At 61.1% G+C, this 19,698-nt stretch carries 15 protein-coding genes and 3 pseudogenes; 13 read left to right on the forward strand and 5 right to left on the reverse strand.

Going from position 1 to position 19,698, the window contains the following annotated elements:
* Positions 1-13: 13 nt before the first annotated feature.
* The 5 genes from ACZZZ4_RS12450 (at position 14) to ACZZZ4_RS12470 (ending at position 6,146) form a co-directional block, all read left to right on the forward strand.
* Positions 14-907 carry an NAD-dependent epimerase/dehydratase family protein gene (locus tag ACZZZ4_RS12450; RefSeq protein WP_463547932.1) on the forward strand — a complete coding sequence of 298 codons (894 nt, stop codon included), beginning with the start codon at positions 14-16 and terminating at the stop codon, positions 905-907.
* 1,066 nt (positions 908-1,973) lie between these two features.
* Positions 1,974-3,323: a GntP family permease gene (locus tag ACZZZ4_RS12455; RefSeq protein WP_463547933.1), complete on the forward strand. Its 1,350-nt coding sequence runs from the start codon at positions 1,974-1,976 to the stop codon at positions 3,321-3,323.
* Positions 3,324-3,339: 16 nt separating this feature from the next.
* Complete coding sequence (locus ACZZZ4_RS12460) at positions 3,340-4,200, forward strand: MurR/RpiR family transcriptional regulator (protein ID WP_042608818.1); 861 nt, start codon at positions 3,340-3,342, stop codon at positions 4,198-4,200.
* 1 nt (position 4,201) lies between these two features.
* Positions 4,202-5,659, forward strand: coding sequence for an N-acyl-D-amino-acid deacylase family protein (locus tag ACZZZ4_RS12465; protein WP_463547934.1), 1,458 nt, complete (start codon positions 4,202-4,204; stop codon positions 5,657-5,659).
* Between the two features lie 118 nt (positions 5,660-5,777).
* Positions 5,778-6,146, forward strand: coding sequence for a glyoxalase superfamily protein (locus ACZZZ4_RS12470; protein WP_039759638.1), 369 nt, complete (start codon positions 5,778-5,780; stop codon positions 6,144-6,146).
* A gap of 71 nt (positions 6,147-6,217) precedes the next feature.
* Here the strand turns inward: ACZZZ4_RS12470 and ACZZZ4_RS12475 are convergent, their stop codons facing one another.
* Both ACZZZ4_RS12475 and gliR read right to left on the reverse strand, forming a co-directional pair.
* Positions 6,218-6,583 (reverse strand): DUF6124 family protein, encoded by a 366-nt coding sequence (locus ACZZZ4_RS12475; protein ID WP_463547935.1) that lies wholly within the window; start codon positions 6,581-6,583, stop codon positions 6,218-6,220.
* A gap of 497 nt (positions 6,584-7,080) precedes the next feature.
* Positions 7,081-8,097, reverse strand: coding sequence for an AraC family transcriptional regulator GliR (gliR, locus tag ACZZZ4_RS12480; protein ID WP_463547936.1), 1,017 nt, complete (start codon positions 8,095-8,097; stop codon positions 7,081-7,083).
* A gap of 188 nt (positions 8,098-8,285) precedes the next feature.
* Between gliR and ACZZZ4_RS12485 the strand changes: the two genes are divergently transcribed.
* The 5 genes from ACZZZ4_RS12485 to ACZZZ4_RS12505 all read left to right on the forward strand — a co-directional run bounded on the left by ACZZZ4_RS12485 (position 8,286) and on the right by ACZZZ4_RS12505 (position 13,910).
* Positions 8,286-9,890: an FAD-binding oxidoreductase gene (locus ACZZZ4_RS12485; RefSeq protein ID WP_463547937.1), complete on the forward strand. Its 1,605-nt coding sequence runs from the start codon at positions 8,286-8,288 to the stop codon at positions 9,888-9,890.
* The gene (locus ACZZZ4_RS12490; RefSeq protein ID WP_463547938.1) at positions 9,887-11,482 is read left to right on the forward strand and encodes a glycerol-3-phosphate dehydrogenase/oxidase; all 1,596 of its coding nucleotides are present in this window, start codon (positions 9,887-9,889) and stop codon (positions 11,480-11,482) included. The genes ACZZZ4_RS12485 and ACZZZ4_RS12490 overlap by 4 nt, the downstream gene beginning before the upstream one ends.
* Positions 11,479-13,029, forward strand: a complete 1,551-nt coding sequence (locus ACZZZ4_RS12495) for an FGGY-family carbohydrate kinase (RefSeq protein ID WP_463547939.1) — start codon at positions 11,479-11,481, stop codon at positions 13,027-13,029. The genes ACZZZ4_RS12490 and ACZZZ4_RS12495 overlap by 4 nt, the downstream gene beginning before the upstream one ends.
* Positions 13,030-13,248: 219 nt before the next feature.
* Positions 13,249-13,494, forward strand: a complete 246-nt coding sequence (locus ACZZZ4_RS12500) for a FitA-like ribbon-helix-helix domain-containing protein (RefSeq protein WP_415763689.1) — start codon at positions 13,249-13,251, stop codon at positions 13,492-13,494.
* Positions 13,491-13,910 carry a PIN domain-containing protein gene (locus ACZZZ4_RS12505; RefSeq protein ID WP_463547940.1) on the forward strand — a complete coding sequence of 140 codons (420 nt, stop codon included), beginning with the start codon at positions 13,491-13,493 and terminating at the stop codon, positions 13,908-13,910. Before ACZZZ4_RS12500 ends, ACZZZ4_RS12505 begins: the two co-directional genes overlap by 4 nt.
* 195 nt (positions 13,911-14,105) lie before the next feature.
* Here the strand turns inward: ACZZZ4_RS12505 and ACZZZ4_RS12510 are convergent, their stop codons facing one another.
* Together ACZZZ4_RS12510 and ACZZZ4_RS12515 are read right to left on the reverse strand one after the other, a co-directional pair.
* Entirely contained in the window at positions 14,106-14,969 is an 864-nt protein-coding gene (locus ACZZZ4_RS12510) for a methyl-accepting chemotaxis protein (RefSeq protein ID WP_370593494.1), read from the reverse strand.
* Between the two features lie 42 nt (positions 14,970-15,011).
* A pseudogene (locus tag ACZZZ4_RS12515) lies at positions 15,012-16,025 on the reverse strand (methyl-accepting chemotaxis protein); the annotation flags it as partial.
* A 252-nt stretch (positions 16,026-16,277) separates the two neighbouring features.
* Between ACZZZ4_RS12515 and pmrG the strand changes: the two are divergent.
* Together pmrG and ACZZZ4_RS12525 are read left to right on the forward strand one after the other, a co-directional pair.
* Positions 16,278-16,949, forward strand: coding sequence for a lipopolysaccharide core heptose(II)-phosphate phosphatase PmrG (gene pmrG, locus ACZZZ4_RS12520; RefSeq protein WP_463547941.1), 672 nt, complete (start codon positions 16,278-16,280; stop codon positions 16,947-16,949).
* Positions 16,946-17,766: pseudogene (locus tag ACZZZ4_RS12525) on the forward strand (phosphatase PAP2 family protein). The gene pmrG and the pseudogene ACZZZ4_RS12525 overlap by 4 nt, the downstream one beginning before the upstream one ends.
* A gap of 28 nt (positions 17,767-17,794) precedes the next feature.
* Here ACZZZ4_RS12525 and ACZZZ4_RS12530 read toward each other — a convergent pair.
* Positions 17,795-18,381 (reverse strand): annotated as a pseudogene (locus ACZZZ4_RS12530) (GNAT family N-acetyltransferase).
* A 397-nt stretch (positions 18,382-18,778) separates the two neighbouring features.
* Between ACZZZ4_RS12530 and ACZZZ4_RS12535 the strand changes: the two are divergent.
* On the forward strand, positions 18,779-19,672 hold the full coding sequence (locus tag ACZZZ4_RS12535; RefSeq protein WP_463547942.1) for an amidohydrolase family protein: 894 nt from the start codon (positions 18,779-18,781) through the stop codon (positions 19,670-19,672).
* Positions 19,673-19,698 lie beyond the last annotated feature (26 nt).

A 19,698-nucleotide genomic window follows, 5' to 3' on the forward strand; every position in this document is an offset into this window, starting at 1 on the left:
AGGGAGTTACTCCATGAACGTATTCGTTACCGGCGCTGCCGGTTTTATCGGCGGTTCCATCGCCACCGGCCTGGTGCAGGCCGGGCACACAGTTACGGGTCTGGTGCGCAGCGCGGAGCAGGCGGATGAGCTGAAAGCATTGGGCATGCATGCGGTGATCGGCACCCTCGATGACAGCCAATTGCTGGCGCAACAGGCGCGTGCTGCCGACGCGGTGATCAACGCTGCCAGCAGCGATCATCGCGGTGCGGTGGAAGCGTTGCTCGATGCTTTGCGCGGCTCGAATAAAGTCTTTCTGCACACCAGCGGTTCGAGCATTGTCGGCGACGCTTCCGGCGGCAAATCCAGCGATGTCATCTATTACGAAGACAATCTGCCGGAACCGACCGTCGATAAGGCGGCGCGCGTGGCCATCGACAACCTCGTACTCGCGGCGGCGCAGGATGGCGTGAACTCGGCTGTGATCTGCAACACCCTGATCTACGGCCACAGCCTGGGCGTCAACCGCGACAGCGTGCAACTGCCGCGACTGCTGAAACAGGCGCGCAAGAGCGGCGTCGTTCGCCACGTCGGCAGCGGCCAGAACATCTGGTCCAACGTGCACATCGAAGACGTCGTCGCCCTGTATTCACTGGCGCTGACCCAAAACGTGCCGGGCACTTTCTACTTCGTCGAGAGCGGTGAAGCCTCGTTCATCGACATGACCACCGCCATGGCCGAAGCCCTCAATCTGGGCGAACCGCAAGACTGGCCACTGCAAAACGCTGAAGCCGAATGGGGCTACGAAATGGCCAACTACGGCCTCGGCTCCAACAGCCGCGTACGCGGCAAACACGCCCGCGACCTGCTGGGCTGGACGCCAAAGCGCACGTCGGTGGTGGAATGGATTCGTAACCAAATGGTGTGAGTCCAGCGCGCACCGAGTGAAGCCATTCGCGAGCCTGCTCGCGAATGCGGTGGGTCAGCCAATGAAGATGTCGGATGTGATGACGCCTTCGCGAGCAAGCCCGCTCCCACCGGTTGACCGCATTCTGCCTGGAGGAAGGTGATCAAAAACTGTAGGAGTGAGCCTGCTCGCGATAGCGTCGTGTCAGTCAAATGATCTTGTTTTGACCCACTGCAATCGCGAGCAGGCTCACTCCTACAGGTTGAACGCGGTCTGCCTGAAGGAATGCGATCAAAATGTGGGAGCGGGCTTGCTCGCGAAAGCGGCGGGTCAGGCAATGAAGTTGTTGAATGTGAAGCCGTCTTCGCGAGCAAGCTCGCTCCCACAGGTGACCGCGTTCTGCCAGAAGGAAGGTGATCAAAAACTGTAGGAGTGAGCCTGCCCGCGATAGCGTCGTGTCAGTCAAACGATCTCGTTTTGACCCACCGCAATCGCGAGCAGGCTCACTCCCACAGGTTGAACGCGGTCTGCCTGAAGGAAATGCGATCAAAATGTGGGAGCGGGCTTGCTCGCGAAAGCGGCGGGTCAGGCAATGAAGATGTTGGATGTGAAGCCGCCTTCGCGAGCAAGCTCGCTCCCACAGATGACCGCGGTCTGCCTGAAGGAATGCGATCAAAACTGTGGGAGCGAGCCTGCTCGCGAAAGCGTCGTGTCAGGCAATGAAGATGTTGACTGTGAAGCCGCCTTCGCGAGCAGGCTCGCTCCCACAGATGACCGCGGTCTGCCTGAAGGAAATGCGATCAAAATGTGGGAGCGGGCTTGCTCGCGAAAGCGGTAGGTCAGGCAATGAAGATGTTGAATGTGAAGCCGTCTTCGCGAGCAGGCTCGTTCCACAGGGTTATGGGGTGATCTGGACAGCCATGTAAATCCCGCCCTCCGATTTTCATTAATCACGACACGCCATACCCACCAGCGACACGCCTTGTCTCTCCACGAAAATTACTTTCATGTGGTTTGAAATCTCTTTCTCGAAATGATTTATGAGTTTCACAACCCATTCGAACGTGACCCTTTCGAGGAGTACCGCATGACGCCTTCCTTCGGCTATTGGCTGCTGGTCTATGCCGCCGTGGCCATCATCGCGCTGATCGTGTTGATCGCCCGTTACCGGCTCAATCCGTTCATTGTCATCACCCTGATTTCCCTAGGCCTGGCGCTGGTGGCCGGGATGCCGCCGTCGGCGGTGGTCGGTGCGTATGAGGCTGGCGTCGGCAAGACGCTGGGGCATATTGCGCTGGTGGTGGCGTTGGGGACGATGCTCGGGAAGATGATGGCCGAGTCCGGTGGGGCCGAGCAGATGGCGCGCACGCTGATCGAAAGGTTCGGTGAGAAGAACGCGCATTGGGCGATGGTCTGCATCGCGTTTCTGGTCGGCTTGCCGCTGTTCTTTGAAGTCGGTTTCGTCTTGCTGGTGCCCATCGCTTTCACCGTGGCCCGCCGCGTTGGCGTGTCGATTCTGATGGTCGGGCTGCCGATGGTGGCCGGCCTTTCGGTGGTGCATGCGCTGGTGCCGCCGCACCCGGCGGCGATGCTCGCGGTGCAGGCCTATCAGGCGTCGGTCGGGCAGACCTTGCTGTACGCGATCGCGATCGGCATTCCGACCGCAATCATCGCCGGGCCCCTGTACGCGAAGTTCATCGTGCCGCGCATTCAATTGCCGGTGGACAACCCGCTGGAAAAGCAATTTCTCGACCGCGAACCGCGCGACAAACTGCCGGGTTTCGGCATTACCATGGCGACCATTCTGCTGCCGGTGGTGCTGATGCTGATCGGCGGTTGGGCCAACCTGATTTCCACTCCCGGCAGCGCTTTCAACCAGTTCCTGCTGTTCATCGGCAACTCGGTGATCGCGCTGTTGCTGGCGACTTTGCTGAGCTTCTGGACGCTAGGAATTGCCCAAGGTTTCAACCGCGAATCGATCCTCAAGTTCACCAACGAATGCCTCGCGCCTACCGCCAGCATCACCTTGCTGGTCGGCGCTGGCGGCGGCTTGAACCGGATTCTAGTGGATGCCGGCGTTACCGATCAGATCGTTGGCCTCGCCCATGAATTTCACCTGTCGCCGCTGATCATGGGCTGGTTGTTCGCCGCGCTGATGCGTGTCGCTACCGGTTCGGCAACCGTGGCGATGACCACCCCATCGGGCGTTGTCGCGCCGGTGGCCATCGGTCTGGGTTATCCACACCCTGAGCTTTTAGTGCTGGCGACCGGCGCGGGCTCGGTTATCTTTTCCCACGTCAACGACGGCGGCTTCTGGTTGATCAAGGAATACTTCAACATGACGGTCGCGCAGACGTTCAAGACCTGGACCGTGCTTGAGACGTTGATCTCGCTGGTCGCTTTCGTGCTGACCGTCGGCCTTTCCTACCTGCTGTAACCGGAGCCTGCCGCCCATGGACATCCTCTACCAGATCCGCGCCCGCCAGGATTCCTTCAGCGCCGGCGAGGGCCGCATTGCGCGGTTGATGCTCGACGATGTCGGCTTTGCCGCCAGCGCCAGCCTCGAAGACCTCGCGCAACGGGCCGAGGTCAGCACTGCCACGCTGTCGCGCTTTGCCCGCACGGTCGGCTGCCGTGACCTGCGCGATCTGCGCCTGCAACTGGCCCAGGCCAGCGGCGTTGGCAGCCGCTTTCTCGACCCGGCGGGCACGCCCGAGCAGTCGGCGTTTTACGGGCAGATCGTCGGCGACATCGAAACCACGCTGCGCCAGCATCTGGCCGGTTTCGACGAATCGCGCTTCGCCGACGCAGTGAAATTACTCAGCCAGGCGCGGATGATTCACGCGTTCGGTATGGGCGGTTGCTCGACCCTGTGCAGCGATGAATTGCAGGTGCGCCTGGTGCGCCTCGGTTACCCGATTGCGGTGTGTCATGACGCGGTGATGATGCGCGTCACCGCCGCCAGTCTGAACGCCGAGCAAGTGCTGATCGTCTGCTCGCTGACCGGCATCACCCCGGAGCTTTTGGAAACCGTGGAGCTGGCGCGCAACTACGGCGCGCGCATTCTCGCCATCACTCGCGGCGATTCACCACTGGCCGAACTGGCCGACGTCGTCCTGCCGCTGCAAGGCGCGGAAACCTCGTTCATCTACAAACCGACGGCGGCGCGCTACGGCATGCTGCTGGCCATTGACGTGCTCGCCACCGAGCTGGCGCTGGCCAGCCCTGAAGACAATCAAGAACGTCTGCGGCGAATCAAACTCGCCCTCGACGAATACCGTGGCGGCGACGATCACCTGCCGCTGGGAGACTGACATGCAGTACGACATCCTGATCCGCAACGCGCTGGTCATCGACGGCAGCAACACGCCGGGCTACCGCGCAGACGTGGCGATTCTCAATGGTCGCATCGAGCGCATCGGCGACCTGCACGATGCTCGCGCCAGCGAAGAAATCGACGCCGCCGGCCGGGTGCTGGCGCCGGGTTTCATCGACGTGCACACCCATGACGACACCGTGGTCATCCGCCAACCCGAGATGCTGCCCAAGCTCAGCCAGGGCGTGACCACGGTGATTGTCGGCAATTGCGGCATCAGCGCTTCGCCGGTCACTTTGAAGGGCAATCCGCCGGATCCGATGAACCTGCTCGGCAGCGCAGCGGCGTTCGTCTATCCGCGTTTCAGTGACTATCGCGCCGCGGTCGAAGCGGCCAACACCGCGTTGAACGTCGCCGCACTGGTCGGTCACACCGCGCTGCGCAGCAATCACCTCGACGACTTGTTGCGCACCGCGACGCCCGCTGAAATCACTGCGATGCGCGAGCAGTTGCGCGACAGTCTCGAGGCTGGCGCGTTGGGTTTATCCACAGGCCTGGCCTACGCCAGTGCCTTCAACGCGTCCACCGATGAGGTCATGCAACTGACCGAAGAACTGACGGCGTTCGGCGCGGTGTACACCACCCATTTGCGCAGCGAATTCGCCCCGGTGTTGGAGGCGATGGACGAAGCATTTCAGATCGGTCGACACGCGCAATCGCCGGTGATCATTTCCCACCTCAAATGCGCCGGCGTGGGTAATTGGGGGCGCAGTCCGCAATTGCTCGCAGCGTTGGAAGACGCAGCGAAAACCCACCCGGTCGGCTGCGATTGCTATCCGTACGCGGCGAGTTCTTCGACGCTGGATTTGAAGCAAGTCACCGACGCCCACCGCATCACCATCACCTGGTCGACGCCGCACCCGGAAGTCAGCGGGCGCGACCTGATCGACATTGCTGGCGAATGGAAGCTGTCGCTGGAAGAAACCGCGAAACGTCTGCAACCGGCGGGCGCGGTGTACTACGGCATGGACGAGGCCGATGTCAGAAGAATCCTCGCCCATCCGCTTTCGATGGTCGGCTCTGACGGACTGCCCGAAGACCCGTTCCCGCATCCGCGCCTGTGGGGCGCTTTCCCACGGGTGCTGGGCCACTTCAGTCGCGATATCGGCCTGTTTCCCCTGCACACCGCCGTGCACAAGATGACCGGCCTGTCGGCGGCGCGTTTTGGCTTGCAGGAACGCGGCGAGATTCGTGAAGGACATTGGGCGGATCTGGTGTTGTTCGATCCGGCGACCGTGCGTGACGTGGCCGATTTCAACGATCCGCAGCGGGCGGCGCAGGGGATCGACGGGGTTTGGGTCAACGGCGTGTTGAGCTATCGCGACGGGCAGGCAAATGGGGCGAGGGCAGGGCGGTTTCTTGCGCGACAGGGTGACCTGCGCGACAACTTTCGTTAAGGATTCGTGGTGTGCGTCACAGTGATGGCACATTGCGATTAAAGAAAGCCATCCACAAGCCGATTTGCTGACATCCTCCCCGTCTACACTGTGGGGCCAATCAGTCAGGGAGCACCCCATGAGCTTCGGCAAAACCACCCCGATCCTGCGGATCTTCGATGAGGCCAAGGCTGTCGAGTTCTACGTCGATTTTCTCGGCTTCAAGATCGACTGGCAGCATCGCTTCGAAGCGAATTTTCCGCTGTATCTGCAGGTGTCACGGGGCGAGTGTGTGCTGCATCTGTCCGAGCATCACGGCGATGCCTGCCCGGGTTCGGCGCTGCGTATCGAGACCGATGAGCTGGAGGCGTTTCAGCAGCAACTGATGGCCAAGGATTACCAGTTCTCGCATCCGCAGATTCAGGCGATGCCGTGGGGCAGTCAGGACATGACGATTGCCGATCCGTTTGGTAATCGGTTGGTGTTTACCAATGCGATCAGTCTTTGACTTGAACGCCTGGCGCGACCTGACCTCTTGGGATTGCCCGCAGGCATCAGTAACACTTGCGGGCGCTCACCTCATTCCGTCGGCACCAACCGATCCAGCACCCGATTCACCGCCATCTCCGCGACCATCACAATCTGCGCGATGCCCTGCAACGTCTTGCGCTGCGAGCCGTTCACCAGCCCCGCCTGATCGTTGAGCATCACCGTCGCCGATCCCAAGGTTTCGCAGGCATCGGCCAGCAGCGATTCGTTGTCGGCCTCGGGATTGGCCATGTACAGCGTGTTGGACTTGTAGGGCGGGGCCATGAATTCAGCGCTGGACGGGCTGAGGTAATGGTCGAGGGCGCGGTCGGCGGCTTCGTGGAATTTCTTCGAGTCGGCGGATTCGTAGGGGGATGCCGAGTCGGTGGGTGGCGGGTTTGGGGTTATTTTGAACATATCCAGATCCTCATTTGGCTGGCCACCGCTTTCCTACTAAAGAAAGTGGAGGCAGCTGTGCGCAGGTTAGTAGACCGGGGATCTGGGAAACCGGCGCGCCCGAGAGCGCCCTGCGCACAGCCACCATAAAGCTCAGGCGAGACCTGACTGTCTGATGAACGATGCACCCCAAATACTCCGGGCTACTAAACCCGATCACTGATAGGCAGTGACGCAATCACAGTAGCGATGAGGTCTGGGGCGCACAAGCCGGCGGATTCTGGCGCAGGCGTAGGCAGCGGCGCAAGGAATTGTGGGTGGTTTCGCGGAATGCTGGGCGGTTTTAAACAGTCGAAGGGCGTCGTGTTTATTGCGCGATGTATCTGGCGGAAATTTACGGCGCTGCCGATGACGCCATCGCTGGCAAGCCAGCTCCCACAGTGTCCGAGTTGATCACTATATCTGTGGCTTGCACCGAACCTGTGGGAGCTGGCTTGCCAGCGATAGGGCCATCAGCATCACCGCCGATTCCGCAACCGAAACTCCCCCGGCGGTATCCCGCGCCAGCTCTTGAAGGTGCGATGAAACGAGCGCGATTCGGTAAAGCCCAGATACTGCGCAATGTCCTGAATCGGCAACGTGCTGTTGAGCAAATAGTGCTCGGCCAGTTCCTGACGCAGCTCATCAAGAATCTGCTGATACGACGTCCCGACGTGCTGCAACTGCCGCTGCAACGTGCGCACCGAAACGCCGAGCTGCTCCGCCACTTGCTCCTTGCGCGGCAGGCCCGCCTTGAGCAATCCGCGCAGGATGTTTTTCACCTGCTGCGCCAGCGACGCATCCTCCAGCGTCGCCAGCAAACCCATCGCGTGTTCTTCCAGGGTTCGCAGCAATTGCGCATCGGCCTGACGCAGCGGCAGCTGCAAATAATCCAGCGGCACCACCAGCGCCGAATACGCCTGATCGAACCGCACCGGGCAACCAAAAAACGCCTCGTACTCGGCCTGCGTCACCGCATCCGGCCGCGCATGCTCCAGCCATACGCAGGCCGGCGACAGCTGCGTGTCCGCGATCCAGCGCGCGTAGTGCAGCCACGAACCGAGCACGTTTTCCACCAGATGCCGACGAATCCGTGGGCGCTGGTAACGGCAGGTCCAGATCAGATGCACGTGCTCGCCCTGCACCTCGGCGCGGCTGACGCCCATGTCGCCGACGAGTTTTTCGAACGGCATGATCCGGCTCATCGCATCGCCCAACGTCGCGCAATTCATGGTGATGTAACCGAGCACGCTCCATGAGTTGGGCAAGACGAAATTCGCCGCATGCAGGCCGAACAACCCATCGCCGGAGTGCTCGCAGAAATAATCCAGCAAGCGCTCGTGAACCTCACCCGGCAGGCGCAAGGTGTTGTCGCTCAACTGCTGCGCCTGCAACCCGGCCGCCGCCAACGCAGGCTCGATGGCCATGCCCAACTGTTCGGCATGACGCAGGTATTTGAGCAGCGGCGGAACGGAAGTGAAGCCGAGCGATGGCATGGTCGCGGTCCTTTGATCGACGGCGCGTGAGCGAATGAATGCCGCAAGGTAAGTGGATTGCCCGGCGAAAGTAAATGCCCGGACGTTTGGCGCCATTCGCTACAGGATCTGGCCGGATGCGACCGTGACAGATCTCCAGCGCTGACTAGTATGCAAGCTTGATCCAACGGCAGAAAAAGGACACACGCATGCGACGCTGGAACGGCTGGGGAGAGGCAGGCACGGTGGTCGAGCTGCCGGCCCAGGGCGCGACATTTCTCCACGAACGCTTGGGCCCTGGCCGCGCATTGCCCGATGCGACCTTGGCGGCGGCGTTGGCGCAAGTGCCGACTTCGCGCCTGGTGCCGCATCGCTTGTACAGCGTCGATACTCACGATCGCCTGCTGCACGCGCGCGGCCAGAGCCTGCCGGACTGGCTGGCGTTGCGCGAAGGCGCGTTGGGTACTTATCCCGATGCTGTGGCGTTTCCCGAAACCGCCGAGCAGATCCGCCAATTGCTGGCGCTCGCCCATGATCAGGATCTGTGCCTGATTCCCTACGGCGGCGGCACCTCGGTGGCCGGGCACATCAATCCGCCGAACTCCGCGCGCCCGGTGCTGACGGTGTCGCTGGCGCGGATGAATCGCCTGACCGACCTCGACGAACAGAGCCTGCTGGCGACGTTCGGCCCCGGCGCCAGCGGGCCGCAAGTCGAAAGCCAGTTGCGCGCGCGCGGCTACACGCTGGGGCATTTTCCGCAATCGTGGGAGCTGTCGACGCTGGGCGGTTGGGTGGCCAGTCGTTCCAGCGGCCAGCAGTCGTTGCGCTACGGGCGGATCGAGCAATTGTTTGCCGGCGGCACCCTGGAAACCTTCGCCGGGCCTCTGCAGATTCCGACGTTTCCGGCGTCGGCGGCAGGTCCCGATCTGCGTGAAGTGGTGCTCGGTTGCGAGGGCCGTTTCGGGATCATTTCCGAAGTCAAAGTGCGGGTCAGTGCGTTGCCGGCGGACGAACGTTTCTACGGTGTGTTCCTGCCCGACTGGCCGCAGGCGCTGCAAGCGATCCGGCAACTGGCGCAGGCGCGCGTACCGCTGTCGATGCTGCGTCTGTCGAACGCGGTGGAAACCGAAACGCAACTGGCGCTGGCCGGTCATCCGCAGCAGATCGCCTGGCTGGAAAAGTACCTCAAGCTGCGCGGCGCCGGCGACGGCAAATGCCTGCTGACCTTCGGCGTCACCGGCAATCGCCAGCAAAACGCACTGTCACTGAAACAGGCGCGCCAGCATCTGAAAGCCTTCGGCGGCGTATTCACCGGCACGCTGCTGGGCAAGAAGTGGGCGCAGAACCGCTTCCGTTTTCCCTACCTGCGCGAGAACCTGTGGAACGCCGGTTACGTGGTCGACACCCTCGAAACCGCCACCGACTGGAGCAACGTCGACCACTTGCTCAGCCTGATCGAAAACAGCCTGCGTGACGCCTTGGCCGCCGAGGGCGAACGTGTGCATGTGTTCACTCATCTCTCGCACGTTTACGGCGAGGGCTCGAGCATTTACACCACCTACGTGTTTCGCCCGGCAGCGGACTATGCCGCGACGCTGGCGCGTTGGCGGATGCTCAAACACGCGGCCAGCCAGACCATCGTTGACAACCACGGCACCATCAGCCATCAGCATGGCGTCGGCAAGGATCACGCGCCGTATCTGCTGCGCGAAAAAGGCCCGCTGGCGATGCAGACGTTGCAGGCGCTGAGCGAACATTTCGACCCGGAAGGGCGCCTCAACCCGGGCACGTTATTGCCAGAGTCGCGGCCATGACGGCGCAATGGAATGCGCAGTGGCGCGAGCAGATTCTGCCGACGCTGGCGGATGAAGCCTGGGACCTGATCGTCATCGGCGGCGGCATCAGCGGCGCCGGGATTGTCCGCGAAGCGGCGCGCCGGGGCTGGCGCTGTCTGCTGCTGGAGCAGCGCGATTTTGCCTGGGGCACCTCCAGCCGATCATCGAAAATGGTCCACGGCGGTTTGCGTTACATCGCCAAGGGCCAGTGGCGCCTGACCCGCGATTCGGTGCGCGAGCGTCAGCGCCTGCTCGACGAGGCGCCGGGGCTGGTCGAGCCGATGAGTTTCATGATGCCGCACTATCGCGGCGGCTTTCCCGGGCCGCGCGTCATGGGCGGCTTGCTCTCGGTGTACGACGCGCTGGCGGGGCGGCGCAACCATGGTTTTCATGACGCCCAGCAACTGCGTTTTCTCGCCCCGGGGCTGAAGGAAAACGGCCTGCTCGGCGGCAGCTGTTTTGTCGATGCACTGACCGATGACGCGCGACTGGTGATGCGCGTACTGCGCGAGGCCCGGGCCGATGGTGCGGTGATTGTCAGCGGTGTGCGCGTCACGCAACTGCTGCGTGAAGGTGGGCGGGTGTGCGGGGTTCAGATCGAAGATGGCGAGGGCGGGGCGACGCTGCAATTGCGCTCTGGCGTGCTGGCCGTGGCTACGGGCGCTTGGGCTGAGCGCTTGCGTCCCGTTGAATCAGCGAAGCAATTGCGCCCGTTGCGCGGCAGTCATCTGTTGCTGCCGGGCTGGCGTTTGCCGGTGGCGCAGGCGTTCACTTTTCTGCATCAGCGCGATCGGCGCCCCGTGTTTGTGTTTCCGTGGGAAGGCGCGACGGTGGTCGGCACCACGGACCTCGATCACCGCGAGGACCTCGACCACAGCGCACGCATTTCCAGCGAAGAGCTCGACTATCTGCTCGCCGCTTGCCAGCAGCAATTTCCTGGCGCCGAAATTGGTGCCGACGATGTGCTTTCAACTTGGTCAGGCGTGCGCCCGGTGGTCGGCAGCGCGACGGGTGCGCAGCAGGGCAAACCGTCCAACGAGACCCGCGAGCATGTGTTGTGGCAGGAGCCGGGTTGCGTGACGTTGGCCGGCGGCAAACTGACCACATTTCGCCCGCAAGCGATCGAAGTGCTCAAGGCCTGTGCGGCGATGCTCGGGCGTTCTTTTGTCGATGACGGCGCGCCGGTGTTCGCCGCTGTGCCGCCGCTGACGATTGCGGGACTGAGCGGCAGTCAATGGCGACGCTTGGCCGGACGTCACGGTCGAGACCTGCCGAGGCTGGCGCAATTGCTCGGCGAACTCGGTCCGGAAACGGTTGGCGCCAGCGATACGTTGTGGGCCGAACTGGCGTTCGCCTGCGAGGCGGAAATGATTCTGCACCTGGATGATTTGCTCCTGCGCCGCACCCGTTTGGGCCTGTTGCTGCCGCGCGGTGGCGAGGATTATTTGCCGGCGATTCGCACGCTGTGCCAGCCGCGATTGGCCTGGGACGATGAGCGCTGGCATGCGGAAACTCAGCGTTATCGGTCGTTGTGGCTGCGCGATCACGGCTTGCCGGAGATCACGCAATGAAATACCTGTTAGCGATCGACAACGGCACCCAGAGCGTGCGCGCGTTGCTCTTCGATCTGCAGGGCAATCTGCTCGGCAAAGGCAAAGTCGATCTACAGGCGTACTACTCGACGCAACCCGGTTGGGCCGAGCAGGATCCGGAATATTACTGGGCGAAACTCGGCGAGGCCTGCCAGCAACTCTGGCAGCAGACCGGCATCGACCGTGCGCAGATTGCCGGCGTGTCGCTGACTACCCAGCGCGGCACGGTGATCAATGTCGACGCAGAGGGCAAACCGCTGCGCCCGGCAATTGTCTGGCTCGATCAACGCCAGACCGAGGTCGAGGGCGGCATCAAAGGGCCGTGGGGCTGGCTGTTCAAATTGGTCGGCGCCCAAGCAACGGTGGATTATTTTCGCGCCCAGGCCGAGGCTAACTGGATCGCCCGGCATCAGCCCGAAGTGTGGTCGGCGACTGACAAGTTTCTCCTCCTCTCCGGCTTTCTCACCCATCGCCTGTGCGGGCGCTTCGTCGATTCGGTCGGCTGCTGCGTCGGCTATCTGCCCTTCGACTTCAAACGCCTGAAATGGGCGGCACCGCGCGACTGGAAATGGCAGGCACTGGCGGTGCGCCCCGAGCAGTTGCCAAGCCTGCACAAACCCGGCGAAACCCTCGGCTACATCAGCGCCGAAGCCGCCCGCCACACCGGCATTCCCGAAGGCCTGCCGCTGATTGCCGCCGGCGCCGACAAGGCCTGCGAAGTGATCGGCTCCGGCGTGGTCGATGCGCGCACCGTGTGCCTGTCCTACGGCACCACCGCGACCATCACCAGCACCCGCTCGCGCTATTTGGAAATCGTCCCGCTGATCCCGCCGTATCCCTCGGCCGTGCCCGATCAGTACAACTGCGAAGTGATGATTTATCGCGGTTACTGGATGGTCAGCTGGTTCAAGAATGAATTCGGCCTGCGCGAAATGCAGCAGGCGAAAGAGCAGGGCATCGAACCAGAGCAATTGTTCGACGCACTGGTCGACGCGGTGCCGCCGGGCTCGATGGGTTTGATGCTGCAACCTTACTGGTCACCGGGCATCCGCGAACCGGGCGTGGAAGCCAAAGGCGCGATGATCGGCTTCGGCGACGTACACACCCGCGCGCACATCTACCGGGCGATTCTCGAAGGCCTGGCCTACGCGCTGCGCCAGGGCATGGAGAACATTGAGCGACGTTCAACGGTCTCGATCCAGCGCCTGCGCGTCGCCGGCGGCGGCTCACAAAGTGACGCCGCCATGCAACTGACCGCCAACATCTTCGGCCTGCCGGCAGAACGCCCGCATGTGTATGAAGCGTCCGGGTTGGGTGCTGCGATTTGCTGTGCGGTGGGGTTGGGAATGCACAGGGATTTTCCATCGGCCATTGCGGCGATGACTCGGGTTGGAGCGGTTTTCACACCGCAGCCTGATGCACAGAAGGTTTATGAACAGTTGTACAGAGAGGTGTATTTGCGGATGTACCGGCAGCTCAAACCGCTGTATCAAAGCATCCGCAAAATCACCGGGTATCCCGAATAGTGCCGACACCCTGGACCCCTGTGGGAGCGAGCCTGCTCGCGAATGTGGAGTGTCAGGCACTGTTGATGTTTCTGATCCACCGCTTTCGCGAGCAGGCTCGCTCCCACGGGGGTATTGCAGTGTGCCGCTACCGACGATGCCACTCGGCGGGCCTGACTCCATTCAAACCTGAATATGCTAGCCTGCAATCGATGATTTCATTGATTGCAGGAGGGCGACATGGCCAGCATCACCATTCGAAACCTTGACGAGAAGCTCAAGGAGCAGTTGCGCATTACCGCTGCACACAACGGACATTCCATGGAAGAAGAGGCTCGGCTGATTCTGGGCCGAGCGCTCACCACGGTTGATCGTGCCGGAGGGCTGGGCAGTCGAATCCACCAGCGTTTCAGCGCCGAGGGCGGAACCGAGCTCGATCTGCCTGCGCGTGCAGAAAAACCGCTTGGGGTGGATTTTTCTGAATGATAGTGCTCGATACCAACGTTCTATCCGAATTCATGCGCATCGAACCCGAGGCTCGAGTGTTGGCTTGGGTGGATGCGCAACCGGCCATGGACCTGGCCATCAGCGCAATCACCGTGGCGGAGATACTGCACGGCATCGCTCGATTACCTTCCGGCAAGCGCAAACAAAAACTCCAGGTCCATGCTTTGGCAATGTTTGAAGAGGATTTTGCCGGGCGGATTTTGCCGTTTGATGCCCACGCAGCCGTCGAGTACGCGACGCTGGTAGCCAATGCAGAGGCGAAAGGGCGGGGGATTGCAATGGCCGATGCCCAAATCGCGGCCATCTGCCGAGGCCACGGAGCCGCGATTGCTACGCGCAATGTCCGGGATTTCGAGTTTTCCGGGATTGAAGTGATCAATCCGTGGCAGGTCTGAAAATCTGCTCTGTCATTTAAACCGCTTTCGCGGGCAAGCCCGCTCCCACAGGGATTATGCGACGGGATCAAAATCCAGCGAGCCACACAAATCCAATGTGGGAGCGAGGTGAACACATCAACAGTGCTCGACCACGAAAACCTGTGGGAGCGGGCTTGCCCGCGATTCGATTTCAGCCTCAGCGCAAAACCAACGTCAAACGCGGAAGTGGCTGACCATCTGCTGCAACTGACCACCCAACCGCGCCAGCTCAACACTCGACGCTGCCGTCTCATCACTCGCCGCTGCGGTCTGTTCCGACACGTCGCGGACGTTGATGATGCTGCGGCTGATTTCTTCGGCCACGGCGCTTTGCTGTTCAGCCGCCGCAGCAATCTGCTGGTTCATCGACTGGATGTTCGACACCGTGCGGGTGATGTTTTCCAGCGAGGCGCCGGCCTTGCGCGTCAGGGCGACGCTGCTGTCGGTCAGCGCGCGGCTGTTGTTCATCACTGCCGAAACCTGCTGGGTGCCGTTCTGCAGACCGGCGACCAGACCTTCAATTTCCTCGGTGGATTTCTGCGTGCGTTGAGCCAAACCGCGCACTTCATCGGCAACCACGGCAAAACCACGCCCGGCTTCACCAGCACGTGCCGCTTCAATCGCGGCGTTGAGCGCGAGGAGGTTGGTCTGTTCGGCAACAGCCTTGATCACGTCCATGACGCTACCAATCTTGTCGCTTTCCTGTTGCAGCACGCTCATCGCTTCGGTCGAACGCACCACTTCACTGGCCAGACGCTCGATCTGCGCGATGGCCTCATTCACAACCTTGTCGCCTTCACGGGCCTCACCATCCGCAGCGGCAGCGGCTTGCGACGCTTCTTCGGCATTGCGCGCAACTTCCTGCACGGTGGCAGTCATTTCGTGCATGGCCGTGGCGACCTGATCGGTCTCGACTTTCTGGCTGTTCACGCCAGCGCTGGTCTGCTCGGTCACGGCGGAGAGTTCTTCAGCGGCGCTGGCAATCTGGGTGACGCCATCGCGGATGCCACTGATCAAATCACGCAGAGTCACGCCCATGCGCGCGATGCCTTGCTGCAACACGCCGAGTTCGTCGCGGCGGGTGACGGTGACATTCTGAGTCAGGTCGCCGCTGGCGATGCGCTCGACCACGGCCAGGGTTTCCTGCAACGGCCGGGTAATCTGACGGGTGATGATCACTGCTGCAATCACGCCAACCAGCAGCGCCAGCAACGTGCTGATCAACTGGAAGGTGCGCGCCTGGGCGCTTTCAGCATCACGGCGATCAAGCTGGATCTGGTACAGCTGCTCGCTCAGGGCGACGATGGTGTTGCCCTGATCGGTCATTTCCTTACGCGCCTGCACGGCATCGGCGTTGGCGTTCTTGTACGCCATCAACGCGCTGCGATAGCTGGTCAGCGCGGTTTCCAATTGGCGCAAGGCGTCCTGCTGAGTCGCGGCAAATTGCGCGTTCAGTGGCTTGAGACTGGCGATGGCCGCGTCGATCTGGCCGACGGCTTTCTGCTCGGTCTCGGCATTGCTGGTCGCGGTGTAACCACGCACTTCATAGCGCGCGAGGATGAACGCTTCCTTCGCCGCAGTAACCGCCTGGAACTGCTCGAAACGCTGATCGCTCATCTCCATCTGCTGCACGCGCTGGCTGATCGATTCGATCAGGTTGTAGGCGGTCTGGGCATTCGCGCTCATGGTGTCGCGCGCACTGTTGCCGGTGCGATAGGCGTTGCGCATTTTGTTCAGCGAGGTCTGGTATTCAGTGATGGTCGCGGCCTGCTGCTTGAGCAGTTTGACGTTCTCCGGACTCTTGAATTTGCTGATCAACGCCTGCTGCTGAGCGGCGAAACTTTCGAGGGTGGTCTGCACATTCTGCGCGGCGGTTTCGTCGCCATTGGTCAGCATGTACTGCAGGCGCACCACGCGCAATTTGGTCAGACCGGCGTTGAGCTGGGTGATGTCGCTCATCCAGTTGCTGCGGTCGATCAGGCCGCCGAGGCTGGTCCAGCCGGTCAGCGCCAGAATGCAGGTCAGGGCCAGCACCAGGCCGAAGCCCAGGCCGAGTTTCATGTTCACGCTGATGTTACCGAACCAGCTATTCATGCAAATCCTCCAGAAACGTTGGGTTTCTTGGTCGTCAGTTAAGCTGGAAGATTGTTGTTCTTTTGAGCCAGCAGGGGTGTTAGCAGGTCTGTATCGGCCGCAAACCCGAGAGCTGAAAGGATTTTTGCCTGACAGTCCCCGGAGCAAGAATCCCAAGGACTTTTTCACATGGGTTTCACTGGCTGCCCACGTACGCCTCTGTACTTTCGCCGCATCGAATGACCTGTGATGCAGAGTGGCGAGGCGGTTTTTGTGGAATTGAGACTGAGTCTGTTCGGCGTCAAACGCTCGATCGATCTGAGCGCTCTGGCGCGTTTTCGCGATGCATGGGTGGTGCTGGCGGCATCGATTTTGGTGGTCCCGCTGACCCTGTGGTTGCTGGCGCCGAACGCCGTGCCGGATCTGGCCCACGGTAATCTGGCGGGTGCGCAAGCTTTAGCGACGGGGTGGGCCAAGGGCGAGATGATCGTGCTGGTGCGCCACGTCGAACGTTGCGATCACTCCAAAGCGGCGTGCCTGAGCGGCAGTGACGGCATCACCGACCGCTCGCGCAGTGTCGCAGTGGCAGTCGGTGCTCATTTCGAACAACTCGGCCTGGCCGACGCTGATATCTATAACAGCCCGTCAATGCGCACGGTGCAGACGGCCGGCTATATGTTCAACCATGCCGCCAGGGGCGATGACTGGTTGATCAACTGCAGAGGCCGCATGTTGCAGGATGCCCTGGCGCACAAGGTTCCCGGGCGTAACCTGGTTCTGGTGACCCACAGCGAGTGCATGGCGCAGATCGAAAAAGACCTGAAAGTGCCGGCCTCGAACATGGGGTACGGCGCGTCCTTGTTCATATCCGCGGCCAGCCCGGCTGCACCGAAGATGCTCGGCTTCATTGAAGCTTCCGACTGGCGCACGGTGACTACCCGATGAAATCCCGTTTCTACGCTTACAACCTCGGCATTCCGCTGGTTTGTGCGGCCGTGGTGTTCCTGATGTTCGACATGAGCAACATCGACATCGCCTTCAGCAATCTGCTGTTCGACCCGCTGAGCCAGACCTTCCCGATCGACAAAATCCATGTCTTCGAAAAACTCACCCACAAATGGGCGCGGATCATCCCGAACTGGACGGCGGAGATCGCCCTGATCGGCGCACTCCTGTCGCTGATCTGGCCAGTGGTCAATCCGCACAAACGTCCACGACTCGGTGCCTTTCTGCAGCGCAGCAGAGTCGCACCAGTGCTGCGATTTGCCGCCGATCACCGTAGGGATTTTTCTTCGTCGTGGTCGCTTTTGCGCTCTGCACAGGCATGATCCACTTCCTCAAATCCCACACCAGCGTCTACTGCCCGATCGAAACCACGTTGTACGGCGGGAAAATGCCCCACATCGAGTGGTACAGCAATTTCCAACTGTTCCATGAGGCCGGGAGTGGCCGTTGCTGGCCGGGCGGCCATGCGTCGGGCGGCTTCACCATGCTGGCGCTGTATTTCGTCGCGCGACGGCATCAGTGGCGTTTTTCCAGTGCGATCTTGTGGGGCTCGCTGCTGCTGGGCCTGGTCTACGGCACCACTCGCGTCCTGCAGGGCTGGCACTACATGTCCCACACGTTCTGGGCCGGAATCTTCGTCTGGCTGACCTGTTTACTGACGGCACTGGCCTTCTACGGACGGGCACGCTTGGATTTACCGGTGCGGGCCCAAAACACGCAGAAAACTTTCAACGCTCAGCCTGAGGTCTCGCTCTGAACGCGTTCAGGAAAACATGGATTGAATATCAGCCCAAGCGCCGCGACCAACGCTGATCCGGCGCCTCGAACCCCGGATTGACCAGCGCCGTCAGCACATGATCCTGCCAACGCCCGGCGATGTTCAGATACGCCTTCGCATACCCCTCACGCTCAAAACCCAAACGCTCAAGCAACCGCGCACTGCGCTCATTGCCAGGAATGTAATTGGCCATGATCCGATGCAGATTCTGCACATCGACCAATAACCAATCCCCGCCTCCAGCCCCTCCTGCATCAAACCCTGCCCCTGATGCGCCTCATCGATGTGATAACCCAGATAACACGCCTGAAACGCCCCGCGAATAATCCCGCTGAAATTGCACGCCCCGATCATCTGCTGACCGTCCAGCGACAGCAGCGCGAAATGCATGGCTAACGCGGCTTCGAAGGCGCTGGCCTGGATCTCCAAGCGACGGCGGATATTGGCGGTGGAGAAGTAGTCGGTGGTGCGGATGGGCGACCAGCGAGCCAGGTGACGCTGGTTGCGCTGGTAGAACGCGCTTTCGAGCTCGGCCTGATCGGGGGAGAGGATCGCCAGCGTCAGGCGCGGGCAGGGCAGGGATAACAGCGGCATCGAGCGCTCCTTGGCGAGGGATCTGCGGGCAGAGTCGCGCATATGCTGGGGAGCGGCAAGGTGTGCTGGATGGCAGACAAAAAAAGCCCGCTAGGAGCGCGGGCGAACCGTAGTTTCTTGAATGAGCGGGGGATTTTATCGGTTCGCGGGGTGGGGGGCGGTGAAGAAATATTCATGTCGAAACAGGCGCATCAATTTTTCGCCATACTTTCTGAGGGGCCGCCATCCCTAAACAGTTAAAGGCTTCAATGCCTGCAAAACCAAGCGATGATTTTCAGAACATCTTTGCTCACACATTCGCGCATGGCGAAATTTTGATACTAGACGTCGAGTTGGCGGGAGCGACGAGGGACTGACGACGATTATTGTTTTCGCACAAAAGCAGGAAACACTAATCATGCTGCCGTCGATTGAAAGAACAGACAGTCACGTTCATTTTTTTACTTCGCAAGACCTGCGCCGAGTGTCCGCTGCGCTGCCCTATGCATTACCTGCGCCGCACTCGCTGACGGCTTATCTGGACAACTTGATGGCTGCCGGTATGGCTCCGACGCTGATCAATAACGTCCATCTCAGTATTCTGCCGGACTCGGAAAACGTATTTGCCTCGTTTGACGAACTCCACAAGCTTCAGGCAGCCAACCCTCAGCGCTACGGCAGTGTGAGGTTAGTGGGCACGATCAAGGCAGACCCGGCTTATGCCACCAATGAACGGCTTTCGCACCCACAGGTGATTGGCGCCCGCATCGTTTTGCACGATGCACGGCCGGAAAGCGTTTCTCCCACCCAGTTCAGTGATGAACAGTGGCAGGCGTTTTATCAACGCTTGCAACCGCACCAGCATCTGCACATTTACGCGAAAGAAGCCGAGACCAATTTGCGCGTACTGCGCCAGATCCCTTGCGATGTGCGGGTCTTCATCGATCACCTCGGCACTTGTCATCCCGAGCGCGGCATCACCGAGCCTGCCTGGATCGCGCTGCTTGCCGACGCCAGCGCGCGGGGCAACGTGTGGTTCAAGGGGCCCGGCTATCGCACCAGCAGCCAGCCCGAAGAAACCGCTCGTTTCGTGACGCAAATCGTCCGCGCCGTCGGCGCAGACAGGATCCTGCTGGAAGCAACCGATGCGCCTCATGTCGGAACGGACAACGAAGGAGTCAAGTATTCCGAGCGGTTCGATCCGAGCAAGGCGTTCAACTTTGTTGATGCCGTTGCACGGCATGTTTCCCAAGCAAGCGAAATTCCTGTTGGCCAACTTCTGCGAGGAGCGTCTGGCCAGTTGGCAAGTTGATCTACGCCCACACCTCTCACTTCGAG

The organism is Pseudomonas sp. AC252 (assembly GCF_979258105.1).